Origin of the sequence: Nocardia cyriacigeorgica, from assembly GCF_010868145.1 — a bacterium.
In the GTDB taxonomy this organism is placed as follows: Bacteria; Actinomycetota; Actinomycetes; order Mycobacteriales; family Mycobacteriaceae; genus Nocardia; species Nocardia cyriacigeorgica_D.
In genome coordinates, this window is record NZ_JAAGUY010000002.1 from 170,963 (window position 1) to 197,782 (window position 26,820).

At 68.8% G+C, this 26,820-nt stretch carries 33 protein-coding genes; 1 reads left to right on the forward strand and 32 read right to left on the reverse strand.

Annotated features, from left to right (window positions below; all coding sequences use genetic code 11):
- The 32 genes from GV792_RS04595 to GV792_RS04750 all read right to left on the reverse strand — a co-directional run bounded on the left by GV792_RS04595 (position 1) and on the right by GV792_RS04750 (position 26,253).
- Complete coding sequence (locus GV792_RS04595; protein WP_163822366.1) at positions 1–273, reverse strand: hypothetical protein; 273 nt, start codon at positions 271–273, stop codon at positions 1–3.
- Positions 270–545 carry a hypothetical protein gene (locus tag GV792_RS04600; protein ID WP_163822367.1) on the reverse strand — a complete coding sequence of 92 codons (276 nt, stop codon included), beginning with the start codon at positions 543–545 and terminating at the stop codon, positions 270–272. The genes GV792_RS04595 and GV792_RS04600 overlap by 4 nt, the downstream gene beginning before the upstream one ends.
- The gene (locus tag GV792_RS29495; protein WP_309139074.1) at positions 542–1,900 is read right to left on the reverse strand and encodes an N-acetylmuramoyl-L-alanine amidase; all 1,359 of its coding nucleotides are present in this window, start codon (positions 1,898–1,900) and stop codon (positions 542–544) included. The genes GV792_RS04600 and GV792_RS29495 overlap by 4 nt, the downstream gene beginning before the upstream one ends.
- Positions 1,897–2,511, reverse strand: a complete 615-nt coding sequence (locus tag GV792_RS30205; RefSeq protein WP_163822368.1) for a hypothetical protein — start codon at positions 2,509–2,511, stop codon at positions 1,897–1,899. Before GV792_RS30205 ends, GV792_RS29495 begins: the two co-directional genes overlap by 4 nt.
- Positions 2,508–3,551: a hypothetical protein gene (locus GV792_RS04620; RefSeq protein ID WP_163822369.1), complete on the reverse strand. Its 1,044-nt coding sequence runs from the start codon at positions 3,549–3,551 to the stop codon at positions 2,508–2,510. The genes GV792_RS30205 and GV792_RS04620 overlap by 4 nt, the downstream gene beginning before the upstream one ends.
- A complete protein-coding gene (locus GV792_RS04625; protein ID WP_163822370.1) occupies positions 3,548–4,624 on the reverse strand; it encodes a hypothetical protein in 1,077 nt (358 codons plus the stop codon). The genes GV792_RS04620 and GV792_RS04625 overlap by 4 nt, the downstream gene beginning before the upstream one ends.
- Positions 4,621–5,679, reverse strand: coding sequence for a hypothetical protein (locus GV792_RS04630; protein ID WP_163822371.1), 1,059 nt, complete (start codon positions 5,677–5,679; stop codon positions 4,621–4,623). Before GV792_RS04630 ends, GV792_RS04625 begins: the two co-directional genes overlap by 4 nt.
- Positions 5,680–5,688: 9 nt before the next feature.
- Positions 5,689–7,326, reverse strand: coding sequence for a Gp37-like protein (locus GV792_RS04635; RefSeq protein WP_256673758.1), 1,638 nt, complete (start codon positions 7,324–7,326; stop codon positions 5,689–5,691).
- Positions 7,326–8,198 carry a phage tail protein gene (locus GV792_RS04640; protein ID WP_218581185.1) on the reverse strand — a complete coding sequence of 291 codons (873 nt, stop codon included), beginning with the start codon at positions 8,196–8,198 and terminating at the stop codon, positions 7,326–7,328. Before GV792_RS04640 ends, GV792_RS04635 begins: the two co-directional genes overlap by 1 nt.
- Complete coding sequence (locus GV792_RS04645) at positions 8,195–12,361, reverse strand: hypothetical protein (RefSeq protein WP_163822372.1); 4,167 nt, start codon at positions 12,359–12,361, stop codon at positions 8,195–8,197. The genes GV792_RS04640 and GV792_RS04645 overlap by 4 nt, the downstream gene beginning before the upstream one ends.
- A 4-nt stretch (positions 12,362–12,365) precedes the next feature.
- Positions 12,366–12,782, reverse strand: a complete 417-nt coding sequence (locus GV792_RS29500; protein WP_163822373.1) for a DUF5361 domain-containing protein — start codon at positions 12,780–12,782, stop codon at positions 12,366–12,368.
- Positions 12,728–13,033, reverse strand: coding sequence for a hypothetical protein (locus tag GV792_RS04655; RefSeq protein WP_163822374.1), 306 nt, complete (start codon positions 13,031–13,033; stop codon positions 12,728–12,730). The genes GV792_RS29500 and GV792_RS04655 overlap by 55 nt, the downstream gene beginning before the upstream one ends.
- Positions 13,034–13,155: 122 nt before the next feature.
- Positions 13,156–13,740, reverse strand: coding sequence for a phage tail tube protein (locus tag GV792_RS04660; RefSeq protein ID WP_163822375.1), 585 nt, complete (start codon positions 13,738–13,740; stop codon positions 13,156–13,158).
- Positions 13,741–13,798: 58 nt separating this feature from the next.
- Positions 13,799–14,212 (reverse strand): hypothetical protein, encoded by a 414-nt coding sequence (locus GV792_RS04665; RefSeq protein WP_163822376.1) that lies wholly within the window; start codon positions 14,210–14,212, stop codon positions 13,799–13,801.
- On the reverse strand, positions 14,209–14,466 hold the full coding sequence (locus tag GV792_RS04670) for a hypothetical protein (RefSeq protein ID WP_163822377.1): 258 nt from the start codon (positions 14,464–14,466) through the stop codon (positions 14,209–14,211). The genes GV792_RS04665 and GV792_RS04670 overlap by 4 nt, the downstream gene beginning before the upstream one ends.
- Positions 14,466–14,837, reverse strand: coding sequence for a hypothetical protein (locus GV792_RS04675; protein WP_163822378.1), 372 nt, complete (start codon positions 14,835–14,837; stop codon positions 14,466–14,468). The genes GV792_RS04670 and GV792_RS04675 overlap by 1 nt, the downstream gene beginning before the upstream one ends.
- Position 14,838: 1 nt before the next feature.
- Entirely contained in the window at positions 14,839–15,225 is a 387-nt protein-coding gene (locus tag GV792_RS04680) for a hypothetical protein (protein ID WP_163822379.1), read from the reverse strand.
- Positions 15,226–15,228: 3 nt separating this feature from the next.
- Positions 15,229–15,462 (reverse strand): hypothetical protein, encoded by a 234-nt coding sequence (locus GV792_RS04685; RefSeq protein ID WP_163822380.1) that lies wholly within the window; start codon positions 15,460–15,462, stop codon positions 15,229–15,231.
- Entirely contained in the window at positions 15,462–16,499 is a 1,038-nt protein-coding gene (locus GV792_RS04690) for a major capsid protein (RefSeq protein WP_163822381.1), read from the reverse strand. The genes GV792_RS04685 and GV792_RS04690 overlap by 1 nt, the downstream gene beginning before the upstream one ends.
- A 13-nt stretch (positions 16,500–16,512) precedes the next feature.
- Positions 16,513–16,881: a potassium transporter gene (locus GV792_RS04695; RefSeq protein ID WP_163822382.1), complete on the reverse strand. Its 369-nt coding sequence runs from the start codon at positions 16,879–16,881 to the stop codon at positions 16,513–16,515.
- 42 nt (positions 16,882–16,923) lie between these two features.
- Positions 16,924–17,541, reverse strand: a complete 618-nt coding sequence (locus GV792_RS04700; protein ID WP_163822383.1) for a capsid assembly scaffolding protein Gp46 family protein — start codon at positions 17,539–17,541, stop codon at positions 16,924–16,926.
- Between the two features lie 144 nt (positions 17,542–17,685).
- Complete coding sequence (locus tag GV792_RS04705; protein WP_163822384.1) at positions 17,686–17,853, reverse strand: hypothetical protein; 168 nt, start codon at positions 17,851–17,853, stop codon at positions 17,686–17,688.
- Positions 17,837–19,426 (reverse strand): VG15 protein, encoded by a 1,590-nt coding sequence (locus GV792_RS04710; RefSeq protein ID WP_163822385.1) that lies wholly within the window; start codon positions 19,424–19,426, stop codon positions 17,837–17,839. The genes GV792_RS04705 and GV792_RS04710 overlap by 17 nt, the downstream gene beginning before the upstream one ends.
- A complete protein-coding gene (locus tag GV792_RS04715; RefSeq protein ID WP_163822386.1) occupies positions 19,416–20,855 on the reverse strand; it encodes a phage portal protein in 1,440 nt (479 codons plus the stop codon). Before GV792_RS04715 ends, GV792_RS04710 begins: the two co-directional genes overlap by 11 nt.
- Positions 20,852–22,504 (reverse strand): hypothetical protein, encoded by a 1,653-nt coding sequence (locus tag GV792_RS04720; protein WP_163822387.1) that lies wholly within the window; start codon positions 22,502–22,504, stop codon positions 20,852–20,854. Before GV792_RS04720 ends, GV792_RS04715 begins: the two co-directional genes overlap by 4 nt.
- Positions 22,505–22,981, reverse strand: a complete 477-nt coding sequence (locus GV792_RS04725; protein ID WP_445738776.1) for a phage terminase small subunit — start codon at positions 22,979–22,981, stop codon at positions 22,505–22,507. It lies immediately after the preceding gene.
- A 31-nt stretch (positions 22,982–23,012) separates the two neighbouring features.
- Positions 23,013–23,594 (reverse strand): bifunctional DNA primase/polymerase, encoded by a 582-nt coding sequence (locus GV792_RS04730; protein WP_163822389.1) that lies wholly within the window; start codon positions 23,592–23,594, stop codon positions 23,013–23,015.
- Positions 23,595–23,789: 195 nt separating this feature from the next.
- The gene (locus GV792_RS30305; protein WP_163822390.1) at positions 23,790–24,086 is read right to left on the reverse strand and encodes an HNH endonuclease; all 297 of its coding nucleotides are present in this window, start codon (positions 24,084–24,086) and stop codon (positions 23,790–23,792) included.
- Positions 24,087–24,178: 92 nt separating this feature from the next.
- Positions 24,179–24,382 (reverse strand): hypothetical protein, encoded by a 204-nt coding sequence (locus GV792_RS04740; RefSeq protein ID WP_163822391.1) that lies wholly within the window; start codon positions 24,380–24,382, stop codon positions 24,179–24,181.
- A gap of 97 nt (positions 24,383–24,479) precedes the next feature.
- Entirely contained in the window at positions 24,480–24,632 is a 153-nt protein-coding gene (locus GV792_RS04745) for a hypothetical protein (RefSeq protein WP_163822392.1), read from the reverse strand.
- Entirely contained in the window at positions 24,632–24,757 is a 126-nt protein-coding gene (locus GV792_RS29505) for a hypothetical protein (protein WP_256673759.1), read from the reverse strand. Before GV792_RS29505 ends, GV792_RS04745 begins: the two co-directional genes overlap by 1 nt.
- 1,085 nt (positions 24,758–25,842) lie before the next feature.
- Positions 25,843–26,253, reverse strand: coding sequence for a DUF6221 family protein (locus GV792_RS04750; RefSeq protein WP_163822393.1), 411 nt, complete (start codon positions 26,251–26,253; stop codon positions 25,843–25,845).
- 209 nt (positions 26,254–26,462) lie between these two features.
- Between GV792_RS04750 and GV792_RS04755 the strand changes: the two genes are divergently transcribed.
- The gene (locus GV792_RS04755; RefSeq protein ID WP_163822394.1) at positions 26,463–26,777 is read left to right on the forward strand and encodes a hypothetical protein; all 315 of its coding nucleotides are present in this window, start codon (positions 26,463–26,465) and stop codon (positions 26,775–26,777) included.
- The last annotated feature ends 43 nt before the right edge of the window (positions 26,778–26,820 follow it).

Here is a 26,820-nt window from a genome sequence, read left to right on the forward strand (position 1 = left end):
TCAGATCTCCTCTTTCAGCAGCTCGGGTAGTTCGGGCTGCGGCGGCGGCTGGGTGCCGCGCTCGTGCGCGACGTCGCGCTGATCGGACCATCGCCACAGCTTGCGGATGTACTTCATGGCCGCGCGGCCGATTGCGTGCGCGGCCTCCAGCTCGTCCTCGAGCTTTTCGATGCGGCCCTGCAGCTCGGCGACCTTCTTGCCCTGGGCGGCAGTCCAGGCACCGAGGACAGCGGCGATGATGCCGCCGATCGCTGCGATCTGCTCAGGGCTCACGCGGCACCCCGGTAGTGCTGGTCTTCGACCGGAGGTAGCTTGCGAGTCGTGGGCAGGCCGATGCCGAGCTCGTGCAGACGGGCCATCGACGCGACCTTCGGCCGGATCAGCAGGCCCGTGATCAGCGGAGCCGCCAGGACGTAGGCGTTGGTGATGGTGTCGATCCAGCCGGGATCGACCTCGCGACCGACGACCGCGGCGATGATGGCGGTGATCGCGACCAGCAGGCCGCGCACCACAGCAGGCTCCAGGCGGAGCAGGCGCACGATCATCGCGCACCACCCGCACGCAGCAGCTCGAGAATGGCGTCGGTGTTGCGCCGAGCCAACGTGGCCTCGCGGTACGTGGCGAGCACGTAGCCGATCAGCGAGGACCGGCGCGCGGCGTTCGGCGCGGTCGGCTCCTTGTCGGGGTCGGGGCGGCCGTCGATGAGGTCGATCGGGTTGACGTAGCCGTCCCAGACCACCTCATTCCAGATGTCGGCGAGACCTGCGCGGGTCCAGAATTCGCCGTTCTTCACGTTGTAGAAGGCCTTCTGGAAGACCGTGCGCACCGGGTGCGGTTTGCCGATCTGGTTGTGGATCTCGGCGATCGGGTCGCTCATGCTGCCTCCTGGCGTCGGCCCGGTCACCGGGCGGTCGATGAGTTCTTGGACGTCGCGACGGAAGTCGTCCATGTCGATGCCAGCGGGGTCGATCTTGCCCTCGCTGCTGTACTCGCGGTGCGCCACACACGAATCGGCGCCGCGGCCGATCCGGCGCAGGATCGCTGCGCAGCCGCGCCGGTAGGCGTCGAGCTGTGCGGGGGTCCAGTCGGTGCCGTCGCCGCGGGAAACGGCTTCGATTCCGATGACGTGATAGTTGGCGTTGTCGGTGGGCCAGCCGGGCCAGCTGCCGCGCCCGGCGTGCCAGCACACGCCGACCGCGATCAAGCGGTACGTGCCGTCGCGCTCCAGGACCAGCTGGGCGAGCGGGCCGTCGAGGCCGGGGCGGCCGTTCTGGACGATGCGCCAGTCGTTGGCGCCGCCGCCAGCGGTGTGGTGGCAGAGCACGCCGCGGATGTCGCGGAAGTCGCCGTGGCCGCGGTCGCGCCAGCCGTCGTGCTCGATGACGCGCAGGCCTGCCGCGCGCAGCACATCGGCCAGCCAGACGGGATCTCCTGTCCATCCCATGGGCTTGCCTCCTTCGGGTCGGTCGGGCTCGCGCGCATCGGCGAGCCAGGTCACGGGGTCGAGCCGGTCGGGGCCGGGTGGCGCCCACAGGCTTCGGTGGATTTCCAGATGCAGATGCGGGTCGACGCCGCCATTGGTGTCCGGGTCGGGGTTGATGTGGCCGATGCGCTGCCCGGCCTCCACCCGCTGGTGGAGGGTGACTTCGGGGACGATGTGGCCGTAGACGCTGTATCCGGCGCCGTCGGCTTCGGGGTGGTCGAGGCAGACCCACCAACCGAATCCGCTGGCTGGGCCGACGCGGTCGACCCAGCCGCCCTGCACCGCGTAGACGGGCATGCCCGCCGATCCACCGGTGCGACCGAAGTCGGTACCCCAATGGAATTCCCCGGCGCGCGGGCCGAATCGGCTGGTGATGTCGCGGCCTGCGCCGAGCGGCCAGCACCGCGCCGCGGTCACTCGGCCTGCTTCTTCGCGGCCGCGATGCGCTCGCGGATGGTGTCGACGATCCCGGCCAGGGCTTCGGATTTCGTCGCAGCCTGGAAGGCGACGCCGCGCGGGTGCTCGGCCTTCCACGTGCCGTCCGGCAGCTGCTCGGTCGTCACGTCGTCGACGTCCCAGTAGGCCTCGGGATCCGGGATCGGCCACTCGCCGTTCTCATCGCGGCCGTAGTGCAGGCCGGTGTCGTACGGGCCGGGCAATCCGCCGGGTGTCGGTGCCCAACGCACCACCTCGAGCGCGGGGTCTCGCCGCCAGCCGCGCTGGATCAGGTAGTCAGCGATCCGTGGAGCCTGCGCCACCTGGATCACCGTCGGGTCGGCCAGTTTCCGGCCTGCCGGGTTGTGCCACTCGGGCAGGTGGACGACGGCGAGCTCTTCGGCGAGCTCGCGGACCTCGGGCGCAACCTCGGGCACGTCGAGGGTGGGCAGGGTCCCCTCGACGACGTGGCGCAGGAACTCCTGCATCTGCGCGGTGACCCGCACACCGTCCTTGCCGGTGGCGTGGTACTTGAGCGCTTCCTGGTCACGCCCCGCCTCGGTGATGACTTCCTCGATGGTCTCGTCGCTCACGGCTGGCCTTCCAGTGGCTGAGCACCGACGATCAGCTGCGCGCCGGTGGTGATGATCGAGTAATTCCGGTCGCCGAATTTGCGGACAACCACATAGATCTGGGCGGTCTGATTCGCCGCCACCGTGGCGTGCGTCGACCCGGGGCTGATCGCCTGCAGCCAGCGCGGCCAGAACTGGGCCTGGCTCTGGTTCGCGCTGCCGCCGCCCGCGCCGTAGCCGATCAGGTCGCCGTCGGCCGCGCCCAATCGGATCTCGACGTCCGGCCTGGTTTCGTTGATGGCGTTGACGTGGGACTGGAGGTTGAGGCAGCCGCCGAGCACGATCGGCCGCCACGGGATCGGCTGCGCCGGAATCGTCATCGTGGCGATCGTCTTCGGCGAGGCCGACAGATTCGAGCCGCCGGTGAACTGCGACCCGGCGATCGCCCACGGACCCCCGAGCCGCGGTGCGGGGATCGGCCGCCATTCGCTGGCGGCGGTGTCCCACGCGAGCACCGCGCCCTGGCGCGCGGTGGTGAGGTCGCCGACGTCCTCGGCGTCGACGATCGCGCCGGGCTCGCCGGGGTCGCCCTGCGGGCCGGTCGCGCCGCGCGGGAACTGCACGTGCAGTACCTGGTTGGGTGCGGTGCCGGTCAGCGATGCGGTCGCGGAGCTGCCGGTCGCGCCGATCGTCGCGACGCCGGTGAGTACGTTCGGCGGGCCCTGGTGGCCGGGCGCCTGGAATGCAGCGGTGAAGCGCACGAATTCCATTCCGGTCCACAGGATGATGCTGTTCTCGGCGACCACGCGCCACGCTCGCCGGGCCTCGGCCTCCCCCAGCCCGAGGGCCTGCAGCGCGGCGAGATCCGCGATGTCGCCCATCCACTGCCAGGGCCAGGCCGGATCACCCTGCGGTCCGGGCCCACCGACCGCGCCTTCGCGGATCTCCAGCAGCGCCTCGCGGCCCGCCAGCTCGAGCGGGTTGACGGTGTAGGGCAGGCCGACCGGGTCGGAGACGCCGCGCAGCACCAGGGTGATGTCGCTGTCGTAGACGATGGTCATGGCGCTCCCGTCACGGGCACCGCCCACACGGTGACGTGCGCGGTGCCGCGGTTGTAGGTGTAGCTGCCGGTGCCGAGGTTGCGGCGCAGCACGATCGCGATGGTCGCGGGCACGCCTGCGGCGATGACACCGACGGTCGATGCCGGGGTCATCGCGGCCGTGCTGAACTGGGGGCTGAGCTGGTTGAACCAATCCATGCCGAAAGGCAAACCTGCGCCGTAGGCGACGATCTGGCCAGCGTCGTTGGTGAGGTGCGCCTGGATGTCGACCCTGTTGCTGTTGTCGGTGGCGGTGGTGCGCACGAACGCGCCGCCGGTGACAAACGGCCTCCACGCGACATCCTGCGCGGGGATGGCGATGGTGCAGATCGTGTTCGGCGTGGTCGACACCGCTGATTGGGTGGCCGCGAACCCGGCGGACCCGTCCCACGCGTGGTTCTCGTGCACCGTCCACGGTCCGCGCCAGCCGGGATAGGGGGTCGGCACCCACTTGCTGGCCGTCGGATTCCACAGCGGCACGGCCTTGTTCACCGGTGCCGAGGTGTCGTCGTAGTCGGTGGCGTCGCGCAGCGGTCCCGGGGACCCGATCGGGCCCTCGCGGCCCTGCACACCGCGCGGGATCACGATGTCGAGGGTCTGGGTCGGCGGGGTGCCGGAGATGGTGATCTCCAGGTCCGATCCGGCGGCGCCGGTGGTGACAGATCCGATGGTCAGCGTGTTCGGTTCGCCGGTCGGTCCGTGCCCGCCGAAGGCCTCCGGGAAGGTGTCGAACGACGCCCCGTTCCAGTACATCAGGGTGTTGGTGCTCTCGACGCGCCACGCACGCCCGGCCTGTGCGGGGCCGAGCGTTTCGGCGAGGGCGGCCAGGGCGATCGGGTCGGTGATGTCGCCTTCCCAGCGGAATCGGTACGCGGGCGGTCCTGCTGGACCGGTCGCGCCCGGTGAGCCGGTGGGCAGCTCCAGCGTGCCGTCGACCGGGGTGCCGTTGAAGCTCTGCACCACACCGGGGTCGCCGATGCCTTCGTTGATGCCGCGGATCTGGGTCTGTGCGAAGTACTCGCCGACGGTGGTCACGTGGTCGCCTCCGGGACTGGCTGCGCCCACACGGTGAGCGCGGCCGCGGTTTGGACATGGCCGATCTTGTAGCCCGCACCCGAGCCAATCCGCTCCACACAGACCTGGAGCACACCGGCCTGGCCAGCGGGAACGGTGGCGTAGGTGCTCGACGGCGAGAGTGGTTTGGTGCCCTCGTCGCCGAATGCGGGGGTGAATCCCACCGGCAGGTACTGCGGGCCGCTGATGCGGTGGCCGGCGCCCGAGGCGACCATCACCCCGGTCGCTGTGCCGATCCGGACGCGGATCTCCGCGCGCGCCTCGCTGCCCTGCTCCATGAAGATCCTGAGCTGGCCATAGACCATCGGCCGCCACTGGTACGGCAGCGCGGGCACGGTGAATGTGCCGGCCACGTAGGCGGGTACCGATTCCTCGCGGGCGGCGGCGAACTCGCTCTCGTACCAGCCCCACGGTCCGTGGCCCTGGGGTGGCTGTGTGGCCTGCCACCGGCGACCGCTCGACGTCAGTGCGAAGGCGGAGCGGTGCACCGGTCCGACCGTGTCGTCGTAGTCGGTGGCATCGGTGATCGCGCCGGAGGTGCCCGCCGGTCCGGGCGGTCCCTGCACACCGGCGGGGACGGTGGCCTGCAGTGTCTGCGCTGCGGTCGTGCCCGAGATCTGCAGCGCCGCGCCGATCAGCGCCGGGTCGTGCGTCGTCGACACCGCGATGGTGTTGCCCGGGGCGACGGGGCCCTGCACGCCGACGGCGCCGGGCGAGTGCACCCACGCGGCACCGTCCCAGAAGTCCAGGCCGTCGTCGTCGAGCCGATGCCACCACTTCCCGCGGTCGTCGGCGGTGAGCCCGGTTGGCCGCGCGGCCGCGTCGACGATGGCGCCCTGCTTCGCGAAGGTAGTGCGCGCGACGCCGCGCGGGCCGGGCTCGCCGGTGGGCCCGGCGGGCAGCGGCATCGAGGCGGCGTCGGGCGATGGGGTGATAGTGGCGGTGAGGATCGGCAGGCCGTCCAGGTCGGTCGCCTCGGTGGCGACCAGCCGGGCGGTGATCTGGGTATCGGACACGCAGGCCTCCTAGAAGATGATCAGGTCGAGGTCAGCGCCGACGTCGGTCGCGATGGACTGCACCGCGGTGGCCAGCTGCGACAGGCGATTCCACGCCTTCGTGACCGTGTCCTGGTCGTCGCTGCCGTCGCCGATCGTGAGCTCCCATCGGGCACCGGCGTCGCGGGTGTCGGAGAATCCCAGCTGGTTGACGTGGTCGGTGAAGATCTGGTCGCCCAGCTGGAACCCGATTTGGTCGCCGAGGGTGAAGTCCTTGCCCAGCAGGTACGGCGCACCGTCGCCCACCGACACCTTCTTCGAGGTGTAGCCGCGGGTCTGGTAGAGCCCGGCCCGCCCGGCCATCACGCCGTCAAGGGTGAAGGCCTTCGTGCTGTTCGCGACGACGTGTTCCTTGAAAGCGAACGGGCCGGCCTCGCGGGTGCGCTCGCTGTTGCTGTAGGACATCCACGCCAGGAACACATCGTCGAGCTGGCCCTGATACAGGCTGTCGAGGCCGGGCAGACCGATGAGCAGGCCAACCCAGGCGAGAAGATTTTTCATCGCGATCTCGATGCCCGCATTGACCCAGCCGGGAGACTTGCCGCCGACGATCACGCTGGTCGCCAGCGGCTTGTGCACCGCGACCTCGGACGCGCCAATGCCGGAGTACTCGCCCTCGAGGTACCAGACGTGCGGCAGTCGACGGGTCGTGCCGAACGGACCACTGTTCGCGTAGACGGCTTCGTACTCGCTCTGCGCGTTGAAGTTCGGGTACCGCACCGGCGTGGTGTCGTCGATGAAGTCCTCGAACCAGGACACGAGCCCGTCGATCAGCGTGCCGGTCGGGCCGGTGACGCCGGACTTGTCGGTGGTCCACAGCACGACGGTCGGTTTGTCGAGGTGGAACCACTCCGGTGCGGGCTGCTCATCCTCGCCGGGAATGTGAAACTTCGCCTCGAGGATGACGCCGGAGTCGTCGAGCCACTGCGCGAAGAAGGCGTCGGCCATGTCGAATCGCGCGGTGCCCGCCGCCCATTTCGAGGTGTCGGTGAGGATCCACACCGGGACCATCGCGATCGGCCACAGCGAGTCTCCCGCGCGCACCCACTCAGGCGCGTCCGACCACTGGCCCGGGTAGGCGCTGCTCTGCTGCCGAATCAGGTTGCAGGACATGTAGATCCCGATCAGGGACTCGGTCGGGCCGAAGAGGACCATGTGCCGGGGCCACTGCGCGAGGATCGGCGCGAACGGCGAGGCCCACAGCGCGGTGGTGGCGATGTGCTGCCAGCAGTGGATCGCCTCGATGTCGATGTACTCGGTGCCGTCGTCCTCGCGCACGATCGCGCACCGCGTGATGTAGCCGTCCCACCGGAAAGCCTTCGTGTTCACGGTGATCGGGGCCGTGCGGTTCTCCGGGCCGACACCGTCGGCGTCGACGCGGAAAAGGTGATCGAAGTAGAGGGTGTCGCGCTGCACCCGCATCTTGAGGCCGCCCGCGGCGTTGCGGGTGTAGGTGAATTCGAGGTCGATGTATCGGCCCTCTTCACCGACCTCCTGCATGTACTTGTCCCAGTACCGGACCATGACGGTCTGGTCGGCGCGGTCGGCGTCCTCCTGGCGCTGGGCCAGGTCCATGCGCCGGATCTCGAGCTCGCGATTCCACGTCATCAGAACGGCCTGCTGCTGCGTGGGGTCACGGTCACGGTGATCTCCGATTCGGTTGTGCCGCCCTCAGTCACCGCGACCGCGATCGGCAGCGACGACCACGCGTCCACGCTGCGGAACCAGCGGCGGCCCGCGAGCTGGCCCCACACGTTGCGGCCGGACGGCGCCGCGGCGGAGTAGACGCGGGCGGTGCGGTGGCGGGGGTGGCTGTCGATGCGCAGGGTCTCCCCCGCCGCGATCACCGGGGTTTCGACGATGCGGGTCGGGTCGTCGTCGAGCGGGTCCCCGATCCTCCACCTCCCCGGGCCGTTCATCGTGTAGCGGGGCCAGGCAGGCTGGTCGGCGGCGTTGCGCGCCATCACCACGCCCTCGCCGAACGCGTTGGAATTGATCCAGGTGGTCGATTCTTCGAGGTGGTGCTCGAGAGGGTCCATCGCGACCGCCGACATCTGGTATTCGAGGGTGCAGTTCGTCGTCGGATCGATGTCGCCGATCGGCTGTGGGGGCCCGTCGAGCTGGAACAGCTGGAATCGCCACCCCTGGTGCCGGGTGAACCATCCCAACTTCCAGGGCTTGTCGGTGGACCAGCCGCGGAACCACGCGTCGTGCACCGCATGGAATCCGCGCACCGTCGGGCCCTGCAGGAGGACGTTGAAGTCCCATTCCTTCTTCGACCGGACCGACCGCAAGAACGTCGCACCGTCCTGGCGGGCGCCCTCGCTGATGAGCAGCGAGGTAGGCGCGAACATGTGCCCGGTCTGGGCGGTGATCCGGGCGCCCTCACGCCCGGCGCCGACACCGTGCAGGTGCCAGCACCGGCCGTGAATGTCCCAGCCCACGATCTTCGAGGTTTCGCGCTGGAGCAGCGGATTCATCGACCGAAACCTCCCTGCCGCATGGTCGCGAGATTCGTGCGGCGGATCTGGCGCTCGACCGCGGCCGCCGCACCTTCCGGACTCATGCCGTTGTTGGTGACGTTGACCGTGGTTCCGCCGCTCATCGCGCCCATACCCAGCAGGCCCGCGCCGGTTTCGAACATTTCCTGCCAGTTGTCCTGGAAGAACCCCTGCACGTCGGAAACGGTGGACTCCAGCTGTGTGCTGGCCTGGCTGGCCAGGTTCACCGCAGCCTGCTCGGGCGAGCTCGCCAGGTACCAGGGAGAGCTGCCGTTGAACAGCTCGCCGGTCAATGGCGCGCCGGCGAGGGGGTGTGTGCTCGTGTCGGCGGTGAGCGTGTTGTGGGTCGTGGTCGCCGGGACTTGGGTCGTGTCGACACCGGTGGTCGTGCTCGGGCTGGTGGTGCTCGGGGTGGCGCTCGACATTCCGGTTGCCGATGACACGGTGGCGCCGAGGCCGGCGGGCCAGTTCGTGATGAACGCGTTGATGGTGTCGCCGCTGCCGGATCCGCCGGTGTTCGACCCGCCACCGGATCCACCGGAACCGCCGGTGCCGCCGGTGCCGCCGGTGCCGCCGGTGCCGCCGGTGCCGCCGGTGCCGCCGGTGCCGCCCGATCCGCCGGTGCCGCCGCCGGTGCCGCCGAGTTTCGGTGAGCGGCCGCCGCTGATCGCGCCCTTCGTGCCGCCGTCGCCGCCCTGGAGCAGCGCTTCTGGCAGGTGCATGAAGTTGGTGAACATCGGGTCGGCCGCGCCGCGGGCATTCGCGCCGATCACCACGCCGTCACTGCCGCGGCTTTCGACGTTGGTGCCGTCGCCGAGGGTCATGGCGGTGTGGCCGTTGGCGCCGCCGCCCTGGTCGTACCAGCCGATGCTGATGTCGCCTTCACCACCGAGGCCGGATTTAGCGCCCTTCGCCTTGAGCCAGGCGCCTTCGTTGACCGTGGACATGCGGCCCGCGAACGGATCGAGACCGAGGGCATCGTTGACGACGGCGGCGACCATGCCGGAGCAGTCGATCGAGCTGCGCGAGAATCCGCCCATCAGGTAGGACGCGGGGTCCATCGACTCAGCGAAGGCCTTGCCTGGGACGCCGCCCTTGGCGAAGCCCGGGATCCCGCCGACCATGGCGGACAGGAACTCCGGCGACGGCACCCAGCCCGAATTCAGCGCCCACAGCAGCGGTGCACCGTTCTCGTATGCCTGCTCGGTGCTGATGAACTCGCCGTTACTCAGCGCGATCGGCTTGCCGCCGAGCATCGCCAGCACCGAGTCCGAGGTGCCGGTGCCCGGGCCGACGACGCGGCGGCCGCCGCTCTCTGGGCGTGCGATTCCCGATCCGGTCGCGAAGCCTCCCTTCGCCGCACCGTTGGCGGTCGCCCACCGGACCAGTTCCTTGCCGGTGTCGGCGACTCCGGCGCTGATGCCCGGGATCGATGGCACCTTCTCTAGGAGTTGGCCGATCTTCTTGACCGCGATGGCGATCGTCTTGACGATCGAGTTCCACCGCTCGGACACGGTCTGCGAAAGGTCGCCGAAGAAGTTCTTCATCCGATCGATCGCAGTGCCGATCTTCTCTCTCACCGTGGTGATTACGGTGGCGACGGTTTCTAGACCGGTCTTGATGCTGTCCGTCATCTGCTTGATGTACGGAATGACCAGCGGGATAACGACTTTCTCGATCAGCCAGGTCAAGACCTCGATGAACTTCTGGACCTGCGGCAGGATCGCGATGACGACGTCGAGGAATGGCGGCAGCAGGCTGAGCGCGATCTCGGTGAGCTGCGGCAGCATCGGCGCGATCGCCAGCACCAGGTCGCCGAAGGTCTGAGCGAGCTGGGGAATGTACGGGGCGATCTGCTCCAGCGCATTGGCCAGGGCGTTGCCGATCTTGGTCGCGACGTCGGCGAGGATCGGCTGCAGCTTCTTGAACACCGGCATGAAGGAGTTGGCCAGCGACTTGATCACCGGTGTCAGTGCCTCGAAGATGGTGGTCAGCGCGGGTGCGAGCGCCTGCACCAGGCCCGAGATCACCTCGGCAAGCACGGGGATGATCGGCGCGACGGCTGAGACGAGCGACGCGAACGCGGTCGCGAGCGGGCCCATCGCGGGCGCGAGCGCGGTGATGGCGTCAGCGAGGGCCTGGCCCACGATCTGCGCGATCTGCGACAGCGGCCCGATCAGCGGGGTGAGGGCGGTCATCACCGACGACAGCAGGTTTCCGATCACCGGGAGCACCGGCGCCAGCCCGGTCAGCAGCGCGTCGATGAACTTGGTCAGGTCCGGCATCAGCGCGGTCAGCGTGGTCGCGAATGCAGCGCCGATCGTGCCGAGTGATGGCGCCAGCTGCTGGATCGACTGTCCGAGCGCGGTGAACAGGGGTCCGATCGTCGGTCCGACGATGTTGCCGATCTCGATCAGGCCCTGGATCAAGGGGTTCAGGCCGGTGCCGAGTCCGGCGAGCACATCGCCGAAGGTGGCAAACAGCTGGGTGAGCTGCCCGTTCTGCATGGTGTCGGTGAAGGCCTGGCCGATCTGGCCGAGCATGCCGGCGAACTGGGCGCCCACCTGGTTGGCAACCGGTGCGAAGGCGGTGCCGATCGACAGGAATCCCTGGGTCAGCTGCTGCAGGCCGGGGCCCAAGCCGTCGATGAAGTCGGCGGTGCCCTTGAAGATCGCCTGGACACCGGACAGGTTCTGCGGTGCGGACCAGAAAGCAGCGAACTGCTTCGTCAGCCCGTTCATGCTGCCCGCGACGTCGACCAGGCCGGTCTTGAGCGTAGGCAGCGCAGCCGTCGCGAGGTCCTTGATACCGGCAGCGGAGTCGGCGAACAGCGCGTCCTGGGTCGCGGTGCGCACGTCTTTCCACGCGGGCGCCAGGTCCTTGACGGCCAGGACCCACGCGCGCGCTTCGGGCGCGAGCTCGGCGAGGGCCTTGGCGGCCTTGTCCTGCGCGGCGCTGGTCTTGTTCGTCGCGTCCTGGAGCGCCTTCTGGGCTTCGGTGACGGTCGCCTGGGCGTCGCTGAGCCGCTGCTCGGCGGCTGACACCTTGTCGGTCGCGTTGGCTACCTTCTCCTTGGCCGAGGTCACGGCGTCGGAGTTCTCGATGCCCTTCTCTTCGGCCTCGCGGCTGGCGTCCTGGGCATCGCGGTTAGCCTCCTGCGCCTTGGCCAGGTTCAGCTGTGCGCGTTCGACCCGCAGAAGCGCCTTCTCGCGCTCCTTCGGTGTCTTCGCGTCGGCCAGGTCCTGGTTGGCTTCCTTGAGCGCCTGCGCCGCTTCCTTCTCCGACAGCGCCGCGTCGGCGGCCGCCATCTTGAGGTCTTCGAGGTTGTCGGCCGCGTCCTTGTATGCGGAGTTCAGGTCCTTCTGGCTGTCCTCCAGATCCTTGTTCGCGTCCTCCAGGTCCTTGTTCGCCGACTCGACGCCCTTGACCGCGGACTGGACCTGCTTCTGCGCTGAGGCGATCGCGCTGGCTTGTGCCGTGGCGTCGGCGCCGGCGGAATCCTTCGCCGACTTGAGCGCCGAGAACGTGTCGACAATCCCGGAAAGGCCCACTGCGACGGTGGCACCGGCGGCCGCCGCCGCGGGTCCGAGCGCGGTGATGCCCACACCCAAGACGCCGATCGCGCCAGCAGCGGCGCCAGCAGCGCCCCCGATCGCCGCGATCCCGGCCGCGGCGGCGCTCAACCCTGCTGCGCCCCGCCCGATGCCGAGCACACCGTCGCGAACCGAGGTGATCGAGCGTGCCGAGTTCTGGTCGACGTCAAGTTCCACGCGCTGGGTGATCGGCGTCGCCTGCGCCTCGAGCGCGGCACGCAGCGCGGCAAACGCTGCTGCGGCACCGGCGGCGTCGATGTCGACACCGACACCGACCCGCCAGTTGTGGCGGGCCTGCTCCATCGCCAGGCCGAGCGCCATCCGGTCGCCGAAGTGCTCGAAGTCGGGGACGACGTCGACCGTGACGGTATGCCCGGTCAGGTTCTCGATGTTGACGCGGGCGTCGATCTCGATCGGGTTGGCGGTGACCCAGGTCTGGGCCTCCCGCATCCCGGCCTTGACCTTCTTGGCGATGCCCTTGTCCTCGCCGATGATCGAGATGTAGGCGACGCCGAGTTCGATCGCTTCGCCTGGCCCTGGTTCTGCCACAGGATCACCCCCATCCGAGGAATCTGTTCATCGCGGCGATGGAGACCGGCTGATTGCCGATGCGCTCCCTGCGCGGCTTCACGCCGGGGCGTGGAATGCGGTCCGGCATGCCGGTGCCGCGTGCTGCGGCCTTGGTTTTCGACCAGACGAGCCAGGCCAGCGAGTCGGCCATCGAGGCCATCAGCAGCTCGGGTAGCTGCCAGCTCCACTCGGTCGGGCGGAACTCGCGGTCGAGGACGGAGCCGGGGGCGACGTGGGTGATGATCGCGTGCAGGTCGTCCCAGGTGAGGGCGTCGGTGCCCAGGTGCCGAAGCCGCAGACCGTGTTCGATCAGGTGTGCGGCGACGGCGGTCCGGTATGCCTCGATCAGCTGGTCGAGGCCGAAGATTCCCCCAGGGAAACTCCCGAGTGCGCGCGCCACTCGTCGAGCAGCGTTTCGTACTCGTCGGGATCCATCTCGTCGACGACCGCGAGCTGTTCCTCTGACAGCGCGATTTCGAACAGGGTGTACATCGCGTCGACGTCGCCCATGCGCCGGATTCGACGCACCAGACCGGGCTTGAGGTAGGACAGCGACGGCAGGACGATGTCGACGTCGCCGACCATCTTGTGGAAGTCGTCCTTGACCTTGGTCACGGCGGGCTGGGTGGATGCGGGGGCCTTGGGAGGCATGCGCAGACCTCTTTCTGGTGAATTGGGTGGGTGCGCAGGCCTTTTCTGGAATGCCCGAGGGGCCCGACGGTGACCGGCGGGCCTGCGCGAAAGGGGGAACCGGCCACCGCCGGGGTCTGGGACTACGGCGCGAAGACACCGTCGTCGTAGTAGCGGTACGCCTTGACGCCGGTCGCGTCCTTGAAGGCTTCGATGGTGACGCCGAAGCCCATCAGTTCGCCTGCGACGTACGCGTTTTCGCTGACTTCGCTGATCTTCGCGTTGGGCAGCACGATGCGCAGCTTCCGCGCGTCGGACAGCATGTCGAAGATGTAGGACCGCGAGGGCAGCACCGTGCCGGTCTCAGTGACGTTGATCAGCGTTCCGGTCGACGAAGTCGGTGCGGTGACCGTGACATTGCCGGCGCCGAAGACTTCGGCGAGGGTGTCGGCGTCGTAGGCCGCGTACAGGGTGAGGGCGAAGCGCACGGAGTGCTCGGTCTGGAGCTGGGCGATGATGTCGCCGTTCCAGTCCTTGATCGCGTTCACTGACCGCTCGCCCTGGGCCTCCAGTCCGTCTTCGGAGACGTAGCCGAGGGCCTTGAAGGCGGCGCCGATGGTGCCCGCAGCGGTCGTGGGCAGCGTGGTGCCCAGCGGCGCGGCGAGGACGCCGCCGGTGGCGGCGTTGAAGGTGCCCGCGCTGATCTTGAGGGTGGATGGCAGAGCCATGGTGTTGTCTCCCTTGGGATTTGCGCAGGCCCTGGGGAGGTATGAAGTTGTCGCCCGGCTAGGCGGGCAGCTCGTCGCCGCGCGTGTACAGCTCGCTGGTCACGAGATAGCGCGGCAGGTTGGTGCCGGGATCCGGGATGAACGCGAGGCCGACGTCGACGGCCCGTTCCACCCACACCGGCCCGACCTTGCCGGGCGCGGCCGCGGTGATCTCGGCGCGCACCAGGCGCGCGAGGTCAGCTGCTGCGGCGCCGGTGGCCGCCCAGCATTCGGCGATGATGCGTGCGCGGTCGGTCACCGCGGTGATCTGGCTGCCGCCGACGCGGACCAGGCGGACAAACTGCGGCGGCCGCTGTCCTGGGACGGCGAGCACGACCGGCACGGTGAGACCGTGGGTGGTCAGTTTCGCTGCGAGGTGGTCGGCCAGGTGGATCTCGACGGGGTCGAACGCGACCGGCTTGTTGAACTTCACGGCGCTCGCATCGCGTCGATGACCGGGCCCATCAGGGTGTGGTCGCGGGCGTTGCGGCGCCGGGCCCGGATGGTGGCCGCGATGACAGCCGCGCGGGCGCGGGTCGGGCGGTCACCGGCGCGGGCGAGGAACCCGTCCCCGGCGGCGTTGGCGCCCTTCTTCGCATAGTCGTACTCGAGCTGCTTGAGCGATTCCAGGCGACGGATCTCCCGGAATCCCCGCAGCTTCCAGTTGATCCGCGGTGTTGCGACCATCAGCCGTCCACCTTTCTGAGGTTGATCACCACTCCGGCCGCCCATTCCCACGGGCCGGTGCCATATCCCTCGGTCTCGCCGATGACCTCGTACTGCCCGGTGGGCAGGTCGACCAGGTCGTGCGGGCCGGGCTGGAAGACAACCGGCGCGAACAGCTCCACGTCGACGACGACGCGTTCGGGGTGGCCGGCCATCTTCGGTTCGGCGTTGGCGGCCGTGGATGGGACGTGCCAGCCGTGCACAGGCACCGCGGTGCCGGGCTGGTCCCTCGGCGGGGTGTAGGTCGGCGGATCCCGGAACGGATCCGCGCCACCGGGGGTGTAGGCGTGCCAGCCGACGGTGTGCGGTGTCGGGAACGGTGAGGCTGCCATGTCACGCCGTCGGCACGTTGATCGCCTTGCGGCGGGGGCCGCCGCAGTACCGGGCCAGCAGGGCCTTGTCGTTCTTCGAGATCCACAGCCCGCCCTGGGTCGTGCCCGGGGTGTAGGCGTTGGTCTGCGAGTACGGGCCCGCGGTCATCGTCGAGGTCTCCAGGCCGGGCGTGACAGTCCCGGCCTGGAGTCCCCGCGCGATGATCCGGGAGGCGACGAGCACGACGCCGGAGGGCGCCGGGTCGGGGACAGTGCATCCCCGATCGGCGAACCACGCGTCGACGAGCTCGTCGGCTTCCTCCTGCATGCCCGACAGCCAGGTGATTTCGTCGTCTTCGAGGCTACGACGTAGCCGATTCTCGACGTCGTCCTGCTGCGCGTAGGGCACTGGCTACTTCTCCAGACCCTCGCCCTCCGGCGACCCGTCGTCGGGGTCGCCGGAGGGGGCATCCTCGCCCTGGTCGCCCGAGGGCACCGGGGCGGGCTTGCGAGTGAGCAGGTGCTCGCCGATCTCCGCGCCTGCGGGGACGCGGTCACCCGCCCACAGGGTGAGCAGCTTTCCTTTGTGGGTGAGGTAGACCGCGCCCTCGAGGTCGTCGCGGATCCGTGCTGCCGCGGCTGCCATCACAGCACCGTGCCGACGAACGACAGGTCGGCGTTGGCCAGGACCGGCAGCGCGATCGCGGCCGAGCGGATCCACGCGGCGATCGGGTCGTCGGTCTTGGTCGCACCGATCACGATGCCGGGCCGATCGGACTCGGCGATGCCCCAGCCGGGCTCGGACGATTCCAGGGTCTCGCCCCAGTAGGTGCCGCCCAGATCGGTGCCCTCCGCGTCGGTCGGGTCGACCGGCGCGGGCAGCATGAAGATCTTGTTGTCCGACAGGACCTTCGTCGGGGTACCGGCCACGTTGACCTTGCGGTCGTAGATGTGGATGGGCGGCAGACTGTGTGCAGCCAGCACCTGCTGGACGGCTTCGGCGCTGACGATGCTGGGGGTGCCCGCCACGGTGGCCGCCAGAGCGCGGAACTCCGCGGTGCGCTGCAGGGCCGCGACGACGCGCGAGCTCAGCGCGATCGCGCCGGGCTCTTCACCGGTGGTGTCGACGTAAGTGGCGCGGAACGCCAGCAGGTCGTCGAGCGGCTTCGCGGTGGCAGACGTCGACCACAGGATCGGCGCGGTGGCGGTGTGGCCGGCGTTGCGGGCCCAGGTGCCGGTCTGCACGAAACCGTTCTCCGAGATCGACAGAGCCGCGGTCTCGATGGCCTGGCCGCGCGCGATCTCGACGCGATTGGCGACGGCCTTGACGGCCCGGTCGGTGACCCGCTCCAGCGCGAGCACCATCTGCTCGTCGCTGTTGGCGCGGATGCGCAGCTGCTCGTATTCGCCGATGCGGAACTTGCGACCGAGCGGCGGGAGCTCGACGGTCTTGCGCTGCCCGCCGGGCAGGTCCCCGATCGGGGTCTCGGCGTCGTAGCTGCGGTACTCGGCGGTCGGCACCAGGCCGTCCTGGCCGACGACCAGGCGCACGACGATGTCGGGCACTGTGCGGTTGGGCAGCCAGCGTGCCAGCGTGCCCTTCTGCTGCTCGTATGCCTCCAGCGATGCGCGGGCGTAGCCGGTGAGCTCGGCGGGGGTGAGCAGATCAGTCCAGAGAGCCATGATTCATCTCCTCTCAGACGAACACGAACTGGCCGCTGGTCGTCGCGTTCGCTGCGACGGCCGACGGGAGCTTGGTCAGGATGACGCGGCCGTGATCCAGCAGCGGGGCAACGACATTGCCCGCGCCGGTGACCACTGCGACGTCGGTGAGCAGGAAGCCCGCGAGGATCTGCGAGCCGTCCGAGGCGCCGGACGCGTACGGCACGGCGAGGCCGGACACGATGGCCAGCGGCTCGCCGGACTTGATCACGCCGTTGGTGATCTTCGCGGCGGCCGCGGTGATGTTGATGGTGACGGTGCGCGCGGAGTTCGTGCCGTGGGCACTGCCGAGCCAGGACAGGTTGCCTGCGCTCCACGATTCGACACGCGGCGAGAGCTGCATGACGGTTCCTTTCGGTTGGCGCGCAGGCGGTTACCTGCGCTGCTACTTCTTGTTGTGCTTCGCGTCCCAGCGGGCGCGGCCCTTCTCGACCGACGAGACCTTCCCGCCGCCGCCGCGGCCCTGCTGGCCGTCGGGCTGGGGAATGCGCATGCCGGTCGCGTCGGCAGCGTCCTGGAGCTCCTTGAGCTCCTTGACGTCGGCGAGGATTTCCTCGGCGGTCGACCCGGAGATCCGCTTGATGAGCTTCGGATCGGTCAGGCCCTGCTCAGCGGCGGTGTCGCGCCGCTGCAGCTCGACAGCGAGCTTGTCGCGTTCCTGCTCGACCGTCTGCAGGCCGGTGGTCTTCTCCTGGAGCTGGCCGGTGAGACGTTCCAGATCGGACTTCTCGCCGTCCTTGAGCTTGGCGAGCTCATCGGCGGCGGCCTTGTAGGTGTCGAAGTCCTTGTACTGGTCGGCCAGCGTGTCCTTCTGCCGGTTCAGCCGTTCACCCACGATCCGATCGAGCTCGGCCTGGGTGAAGGTCTTCCCGGACTCTCCCGACGGCGGCTGTTCGCCTTCGCCGGATCCGCCCAGCACCGGCCAGATCGGCCCGCGCCGTGTGTATCCGATCGCCTGCAGCCCGGTGATGGGGTGGACAGGCAGCATCGTCTTGTCATGCATATGGTTTCTCCCGTAAGCCCGTCGGCATCCGTCCATTGAGCGCCGGACGTGAGCGCGACCCGTCACTGTGTGGACGGGACGATCAGTGCCCAGATACGACGAAACCCCAAGTCGTGGACTTGGGGTTTCGGTATTGGTCTGGGTCTATTCGGTCGGCGGTTCCAGGCCGGCGGCCCGGTACGCCTCGATCTCTTTCGCCGAGGGCGGTATCGCGACGCCTGCCAGGCGGGCGGCTTCGCGGCGGCCTTCGGTCATTTCTTGGGGCGGGACAGGGGTGCGCGCCATCTGCACACCGTCACGTAGTGCGCCCATCGTCGTCACCACCCTCGCTGTCGTCGGCGTTCCGCACGATCGCGGCCAGGCGCCACGCATTGACGCCGTCGGAGTCATCATATCGAACTTGCAGGACCTGTAACCGGGTCCCGGGTGGTAGGAGCAGTTCGCGTTCCTGTTCGAACACCGGCGAGAGGCCTTCGTTCATCAGGATTGCGTGCGAGCCCTCGGGCACGATGATGTCGAGGACGACGGGGTCGCTGCGGAGCGCGATGAACGGTGGCGTGCGGAACGCGCTGGTGGACAGGAATGCCCGGTCTTCCAGGTACTCCTGCAGCAGGCTTTCCGCGTCCGCCGATGAGGCCAGTCCGAGGTCTGATGCTTCCACCGACCGGGTTACCCGGTAGGTCTGCGGCAGCGTGTACCGCTGCATCGCCGATTCGATCAGGCCGATGTGCTCTTCGATGTTGTCGGCGGTCTCCAGGTTTCCGCGCATCACCTCGTTGGTCCGGCGATGCCCGCCAGATGCGTAGCTCCACAGCGCCCGCTGCTCTGCCTCGGGCAGCAGTGAGTTGTCCTGGCTGGGGAAGTAGTAGATGTTCGGGAACACCAGTCCGTCGAACAGGTCGGCCTGCGTTTCGGCGGGCGCCTCATCGGGCTCGGTCTCGGTCGTCGACTCGTCGGTGGTCGACTCGTCGTCGGCCGGTTCGTCGGTGTCCTCATCGGCGGCGCTGGTGGTGCGCTCGATGTCGTTGCGACGCATCTCGCGCAGGATCGCCGCGGTGCTGCCGTCGGTCGCGGCCGAGGCCTGCTCGTACTCGTCGATCCAGCCGTCGACGTATTCCGGTGGCTCGTACGGGCTGTCGGGACGGTCCGGCATCGGCAGACAGTGGCAGTTGTCGTGGTAGGCGTCCTCGAGGCTCTGGTTGCCGCGCGTGCGCCCTCGCCTGCCGACGACCTGCGCAGCGTTCTCGCGGGACAGGTAGACCGCGCCGCGCGTGGCCAGCATCCGACAGAACGCGCACGCGTCCGGTGCGGCGTGCCGGGCCCATCGGACGCCTTCCTCGTCAGCGTTGTCGGTGATGGTGTCGCGGGCGCCGTTCTGGATGTGCCGGGCCGCGGCGCCGACGAGTCGTGCGATCGGCGACCCGGGCCCGGTATCACCTGGCACGAACGCGGGCACGAAGTCGCTGGTGTCGGTCCCGTCGTCGTCCTGGCGGTCGCCGACTGCGGTGCTCGGCTCCGACGTGGCCGACGTGGTGGTGTCGGTGTCGACTTCGCGTTCGGTCGCGGGCGGGGGTACGCGCGCGAACAGCGGCGCCACCGCCCAGTGCGCGCTGCTGCGCAGCTGGTTCTCGGTGGTGCGCACGACAGGCTCGGCCCGGTACTCCGACTCCGGGGCCAGGTCGGTGTACCAGACCGACGCGACGTCCGCGGCGGTCTGCATGAACGCGCCGACGATCTGCGCGAACGCGTCGACCATCAGCGCGGCCGCGTCGGTCGGGGTCATTCCCACCGTCAGCCGCCAGATCGCCGACAGGTCGCCTTCGGCCGCAGCGAGCAGATCCGACAGGATCGACCGCAGCGCATCCGATTCGCGCTTACTGGGCAACCGGGGCCGCCGTGGTCACGCCCTGGCCGCCGCCGACGGGAAGCCGTGCGATCAGGTCGGACATGCCGCCGCGGCGCTTGTCCTCGGTGACCTGGTCGATCTCGGCGCGCGACATGCCCAGCCGCTTGTAGGTGACCGGGGAGTCGGGCGGAAGGACCTTCGCAGCGACCAGCTTCGAGGTGTAGTCGGCGTCGGACGCGCGGGTCGGTGTCGCCGGGTTCATCCAGTCGACGCTGATCTCGCGGAGGACGGCGCGGTCGACGGGCCGGGCATCGCGCCACAGCAGCACGACGTGGGCGAGCTCCATCATGTCGCGCGTCCACTGCCGGTTGCGGTGCTCGGCCTGCTTGATCAGCCGGGTTTCCTCGCGCGCGATCGCATCGGAGCTGGCCGGGTTGTCGGTGTGCACACCCAGGCTCGCCGCCGGGATCGCCGTCGCGGTGGACAGCATCAGCGCATAGGCCCGGATCTGCTCGATGTAGGGCGTCGGCGGCGCCGGCGCGAACTGATGCATCTGCGGGACATGGCCGTCCTCGTCGAACGGCAGGATGTTGAGCCGTCCCATGGTGGCCGACCAGCCCGCGCGCCGGATCTCTTCCGGCGTCATGTCCTCTTCGATGCCGAACATCTCCGGGTCGGCGCCGAGTGCCGCGCGCTGTGGCGCGGTGTAGAACTCGCGGTTGATCTCCATGCCGAGCAAGGTGCGCAGGGCGGCGTCGGTGAGGTAGCGGACCGCGCGGGTGATCGCGCTGCGCCCGCGGGTGTCGCTCGGGCGCGAATAGTTCGGGAACCGGATGATCGGCACGCGGTCGAGGTTGTGCTGATCGCGGTTCGCTACCCGCAGCCGCCCGAAGCTGTCGCGCTCCAGGGTGATCGAGACGTTGCCGAAGTAGAAGCCCTCGGAGACGATCCGGCCGTGCTCGTCCACGGTCTGCGACAGGCCAGAGCGCGCGCGGCGCTTGCGCCGGTCCCAGATCGCTGTGGTCGATGACGCCGATTCGGCGGTCACCAACACCTCGGGCTCGTCCTTGCCGCCGCGGCCGACCTGCATCCAGCCGACACCGGTCAGCAGAGACTCGACCGCCGTCATCGACTGTTCGGCGCCGAGGTCGTTGTCCTCGAAGACCTCGTCCAGGCCGAGCAGCCCGGTCTTGCTGGCGGTGGTCCAGCCCAGCAGGCCGTGCCGCTCGGCGTTGGTGTCGACGACGACGGCGGGCCAGCCATTGACGGTGTCGAGGTCCTTGAGCTGCGGCGGCACGGCGATGTCGAGCTGCTTGGGCTGGTACTCGCCGTCGTAGTACTTCGATTTCAGCTCGTTGGCACGCTGGGCGCGGTAGAGCTGGCCACGCAGCTCGAGCAGTTCCTTCGTCTCTGCGTCGGACAGTTCCAGTTCGGTCGATGCCAGACCGTCGGTCAGGGCGCTGGTCACGCCACCACCCCCCTTCGTTTCGGCTTCGACACCCGGTCAAGGCCTGCGGCGACGGCGTCGCTGCGGGCCTTCCACGCGAGCGTCGCCGCGTAGGCGGAATCGATCTTGTCGGGCGAGTCCGGGTACTTCTTGTAGAGCAGGTATCCGGTGTTCGTCGGGCGCCGGCGGGCGTTGAGCACGTGCCGAGTCAGCGCGCCGGATCCGTCGTGCGACATCTCGCCGGTGGCGATCGCTTGGCGCAGCTGCTCCACGTAGTGCTCGATCCGGGCGTCCTTGCCGCGCGGCCAGGCGTGGACCGGGTTGGTGCCGGTGCCCTTCACCTTCAACCGGCGCCGGTACCGCGCCGCCCAGCGCGTGGTCCATTCCTGCCAGCCGGTCGGGTCCGCATAGAACCCGACCACCTTGTACAGCGCGAAGGCCTGGTGCACCGCGGCGTCGAAGTCCATCGGGTTGGGCACCCAGTTCTGTTCGCCCTGGCCAGCTTCGCGGACCATCACTTCGAACAGGTGCCCGTCGCGAAGTCGGCACCCGATCAGTGCGGTCGCGTCGGCCTTGCCCTTCGTCCGGCCCATCGAGCCGTCGAACCCGAGGGTGACGACGTCGCCGGGCTGGATCGGGGACTTGAGGTTCTTGCGGGCTTCCCACACCGGCGCCGACACCCAGCTGTCGGAAGCGTGGGTGATCTGGTTCAGCAGGTCCGACCGCAGCTGCTGGACATCGGATGCCGGGTCGTAAACCTGCTCGACGAGCGCGTCCAGGTCGACGTGTCCGGGCGGGCAGGGCGGATCGTGGATCACGCAACCGCCGGGGTGCCCGGAGCTGTCGCCGTAGGCGACACGGAACCCCGCGATCAGCGAATCCCGATCGGACATGTCGGTTTCCGGCGGTGCTTCCCGGTGATCCCACAGCAGGCCCTTGGTGCGCGCGCGGCCCTCACGGATGCTCGCGGCGTAAGCCGCCGAGGACTCGGCCACCGACTGCTCGCCGGGAATGTAGGCGTTCGGCGATTCCAGGGTGCGGCCGCCGTTCTTGGCGGCGTTGGTCCGGATCGCCTGCGCGAGCTTGGGCCCGCCGTTCGACGGAACCCATTCCTCAGTCTGGTCGAGCGTCGCGAACACGATCGGCGCGCCCTTCGTGGTCCTGGCCGACGACGTGATCTGTTCGATCGCGCCGCGCGGCAGGAACACCTTCGTCTCCAGCGGATCGACACCTGGGTAGTTGTCGAGCACCGGGCCCTCGCGCAGCATTTCCAGCAGCGGCTGCCAGGTGTTGCGGGTCTGTTCCTCGCTGACCGCGGCGATGTGCACCAGTGGCGTCCGGATCGTCGACCAGGGGCGGCCGACCGGCTGCCCGTCGGCGTCCCAGCCGTCCGGCAAGCAGTCTCCGAGCGCTTCGAAGGCGGCCAGCGCGGCGAGCAGCGGGGACTTTCCCCAGCCGCGAGGACGCCCGAGCAGACCGCGGTGACGAAGAAACCGGCCGGTGGTCGGGTCGATCTCGTACCAGCGCAGGATGAAGTCTTCCTGCTCCAGATACGGGGTGAACGGCTCGTATTCGCCCTTCGCCGGGGCGGCCAGGTTCTCGACCATCCAGTCGATCGCCTGATACCCCAGCGTCGGTACCTCACCCGGGGCGCTGGGCTTCCAGGGCAACTAGATCGCCTTGAGCGGCCCGCGCCGATCGCGCGCCGATCCGCCGGGCGGACGACCGCGCCGCTCGTCGGCCTCATCCGCCGCCGCGAACTGGATCCGCAGGCGCGCGCGGTCTTCCGGCGTCGCGCCGAACTTCGCAGTCCGCAGCCGGATCTCGGCGGCCAGCTTGATGTCGCCCAGCCAGTACCGCGCGTGCAGGACCGCGGTGTCGAGCAGTTCGGACCAGTCCGTGCTGGTGAACTCGGCCGACAGGGGGCTGTCGGCCCACATGCTCCACCACTCGCGGGTGCGCGCCGGCCATTCGAAACGCTGGGCGATCATCTTGCCGTCGACGTTGACCTGCAAGTCGAACTCCGGCAGCTCCGGCTGTGGCACCGGCGCGGCGGTGATCACGCGCAACCCGATGGGGTCCTTGTTCGTGCGCGCCCGCCTGGACGGGTCCTTCGGCGCGGGTCCGCGTCCGGCCACGGTGATCACCTCCTCCGACGGCCCGCCGGAGGATCGGAGGTCAGGCCGTGAACTCGCTCAGGTCCGCCAGGCGCGCAACGGCGCCGGGGAACGGCTTGCCGGTCACGGTGATGTACCGCTCGCGGCTGTAGGTCTCCACCGACAACTCGCCCACCATCCGGCAACGACCGCGCACCTCGGGCATCAGGCCCCACACGTGCAGGCCATCACCCGAGGGCGACACCTCGATGTAGGTCGCGGGCAGCTGGGCCAGGAAGGCAGCCGCAGCAGCCGTCGGGACGCCGTCGACCAGGCAGTGGTCAAGGTCGATGCAGCCGATGCCCTCGCCGACGACGAAGCCGCGGCGCTGCAGGGCCGACACGGACTTCCAGGACGACCAGGTCGACGGATCGGTGCTCGATGCGGCATCGCCGGTCAGCTGCACGGGCATCTTCGTGGTCCGGCCGGCGCGGCGGACCAGCCGCCACGACACCCAGCGATCGCGCTCGCGCAGCTGGGCGGGCACCTGCGGCTTACGCGCGCGGCACGCGGCCGTACGGCACGCGCCTGAGCAGTACTTCGCCGGACGCTTCGACGCCGTCGGGTCGAGTCGCGCGCCGCAGCGCAGGCAGGTCGGGGACATAGCCCCATCCTACCTGAGATGTAACGTTATCCGGGCTCTAACTGGGCGTTCCGATGTGCCCGTGATGGGCATCCGGGAGGCGGCCAGCGGCCGGGGCGCTGACCTGGGCGTTCACGAGCCCAGACCCGTAGCCAGCCTGAGCGCGTATGCCCCTGGGTGGGGCCGCAGGCCCCGGGGAGGGGGCTCCCCCCAGGGTCAGACCAGGCCGGGGTGCTTTTCGGGCTCTATGCGGCCTCTGGCGGCCCTTGCGCGCAGTGCGTCGGCTGACTCTTGGGCGCTCTTGGCTCGATGGCATGGGACGCAGAGGGTTTGGCCGTTCTCGATCACGGTCTGGCCGCCGAGGTAGAGCGGTTTGATGTGGTCGGCTTGGACTTGCTTGGCCCCTGGTGTGCCTTGGAAGCCGCATTGGACGCATTGGTGGCCATCGCGTTTGAGCACTGCGCGTGCCCATGCGCGGTGTCCTGGCCCTCGATCAGTGCCCCATGCAGGCATTGGGCTCCCTTGTGGGTCATGGCCAGTGTTGGCCTATGCCGGTCTTGTCGATGGCCCAGTGGATGGCCCAGACGATCAGACGGTCGAGCCAGTCAGGCACCGTCCGATGCCTTGGTCAGTTCGTCAGCTATCGCCTTGCCCGCGTCGGCGATTGGGCTGTAGTCGGGGATGCGCTGGATGTGCGTGGTGGTGGTCTTATGCACGACGGGCAGCTCTACTGTGGCCACGTTGACCGGTTCGCTGCCGTGGACCTGGATCAGGATGTCGGCCTTGATGGTCTCAGGTGTGGATGCCATCACCAGGTCCAGACGCCGAGGGGTGCGACGTAGTGCATGGGCTGCTCCAGGGTCCGGATGGGTGGGTGGAGCAGGCAGGCGATGAGGTCGGCGAGGGTCATGGGTGGATCACCGACTGTGCGTAGCCGAGTGCGATGTCCTCGGCGAGCGGCGCGAAGAGTTCTTCGCAGACGCTGGCGGGCACGCCGAGCAGGGTTCCGACGGTGCTCATGGTGTCGAGGACAGCGCCGCGGAGTTCGCCGACGGTCATCAGAAGATGGCCCGGATGATGGCGCTGCCGATGGCGCTGGCGATGTCGAGGGCGGCGAGGCCGGCCTGTTCCCAATCGATGTCGCGGGCGGCTGCGGAGAGGGTGTCGAGGATGGCCGTGACCATGGTGGCTCCTTCGAGTTATCCCCAACTTTGGTTGAGTTTGGGGATGGTTTGGGGATAGACGCAGCGCGCAGCATCACTCCCCCGGTCCGCGCTGACCACGTGAGCGCGCGGGTCGGGATCTTGGCTGGCTTGCCGGGGTTCGCGCCGGTTTGACGCGCTGCGAGTTTGTGGGGGCGACATGGCCCGTGACATGCGAAAACCGCCACTGGCGCCGGATTTGGGGTCGGCTCGTCAGTAGCGGTTGGTATTCCCACCATACACCGACCAGGCGGTTTGTCGACGCACGTGGGCCGGCGTCGCGCGTCCGGTATCGACCCCTGGAAACGCGAATGGCCCACCGGTTTCCGGCGGGCCACTGCGGCGGTGACAGGTCAACGGTCTGCAATTTGCTGATTGTCGAGTCCGACGATAGCGGACGAAGCGGTCGGCGGCGCGCCGCGCGCGGGCGCGCGTTACTTACGTGGGCTGCCCTACCTACGCGCCCCGCGTATATCTCTTCTTCTCCTTCTTGTTCGCGGTTTGCTTCGGCATTTGCTTGAGCATTTGCTACAGCAAACGGTGAATCATTTGCTTCGCGCTCGCGGAGGGGTTCGGGGTGCCTTGCCGTGCCAGCGATGCGATATCTGTGCAGCTCACAGCGTTTCAGTCTGCCAGCGGGCCCGCGGCGGGACCGCTCGCAGGGCCTCGAAAACCGGTCGAAAATCGTGCCGTTTTCGCGCACTGGATTCGCGCGGAACAGCGCACTGGATTCGTTCGAAATTTCGCCAGAATCCGAGCAGAATCGTGCAGGCCCGGAGCCTTGTTTGACATGGGCGCGACACTCGATCTGTGAGCAACCACATGTGTCCACGGTGTTGGAAATCAGTCCCCACGATCCCTTCCACGAAGCGCGGCTACGAGCCCTGGTACTTCGCCGAGCACAACCGCGAGGACCCGACCGGGCTCGACTTGCCGGACCAGTGGTGCCCGGGTTCCGGGAAGTCGATGGCCACCTTGAAGGTCGGCGGCTGACATGAAAATGGCCGCCCCGCACGATGCGGAGCGGCCATCAGACCCGGAAGGCCAACCCTGAGAAAGTTGTGCCGTCAGGATACCCCGGACCATTCAGGGCGGAAGTCGGGGTGGTTCGACCAGATCGCCGCGATCGGCGCCAGGTCGGCCACCACCAGGTGTTCGATGTCCTGGTGTCCCCAGCCCTCTTCGATCCGGCGCCTGGTCGAGGCGACAATTGCCCGGAAGGCCTTGATCTGGCGGGCAACTCGTGCAGGGTCATGTCGTTCGATGTGCCCGGTCTCGCACTCCCGAATGCGCGTGACGTGGCTGTAAGGCTGGGCATCGCGGGCGAACACGAAGATGCCGGCAGCGAGTTCGTCGTCGCCGCGAGGGATCTTGTAGACACTCCACTCGTCTCCACGGTCCTCGCCGTCCAGCCAGGCGCCGGTGGCGGCATGGTGGTCGTCCCAGAGGCGCGCATCGATGAATTCTTCGATGGTCACGCGGTTCTCCAATCAGGCTTGCCCAGGTGGGCAGGTGTGGGTGCGTGGCTGTCCGGCCCCACAGGGGTGACAACGTGCACACGGCCAGCTTTGTGCCCGCGGGCGCGGAAGGTACGCGAGCGGGGTGCAGTGAGGTGGGTGCGCGTTGGATGTCGGCTCGGTGGCCTATGTTGTGCGACGGGTCGGGTCAACAAACAGGGAGGTATGTCGTGACAATGCAATTCGTTCGACCCACCGAGGTAGTGACCCGAACCGGGCGTGCGCGAGACCTGTTGACACCGAACAGCCCAGGCGACGAGGGCTATAACCAGCCGGTGCTGTTCCAGCTGCCCGCCGAGGCCGATGGCAGAAGTGTCCAGCGGTCTCGAAGTGTGCTGGTGGAGAAGTGCGTCATCGTGAGCCCGGATCGGCCGCGGGATGACGAGAGGATCGAAGTGTTCTTCGTGGATCGGTCGGTGCCGTCGGTGTTCGTCGGCTACGACGAGGAAGTCACCGTTCACCTGGTGAAGGTCCAGGTCAGCTGACAGCCGTGCCCGCCCCGTCACAGTTCGGGGCGGGCACAGTTGT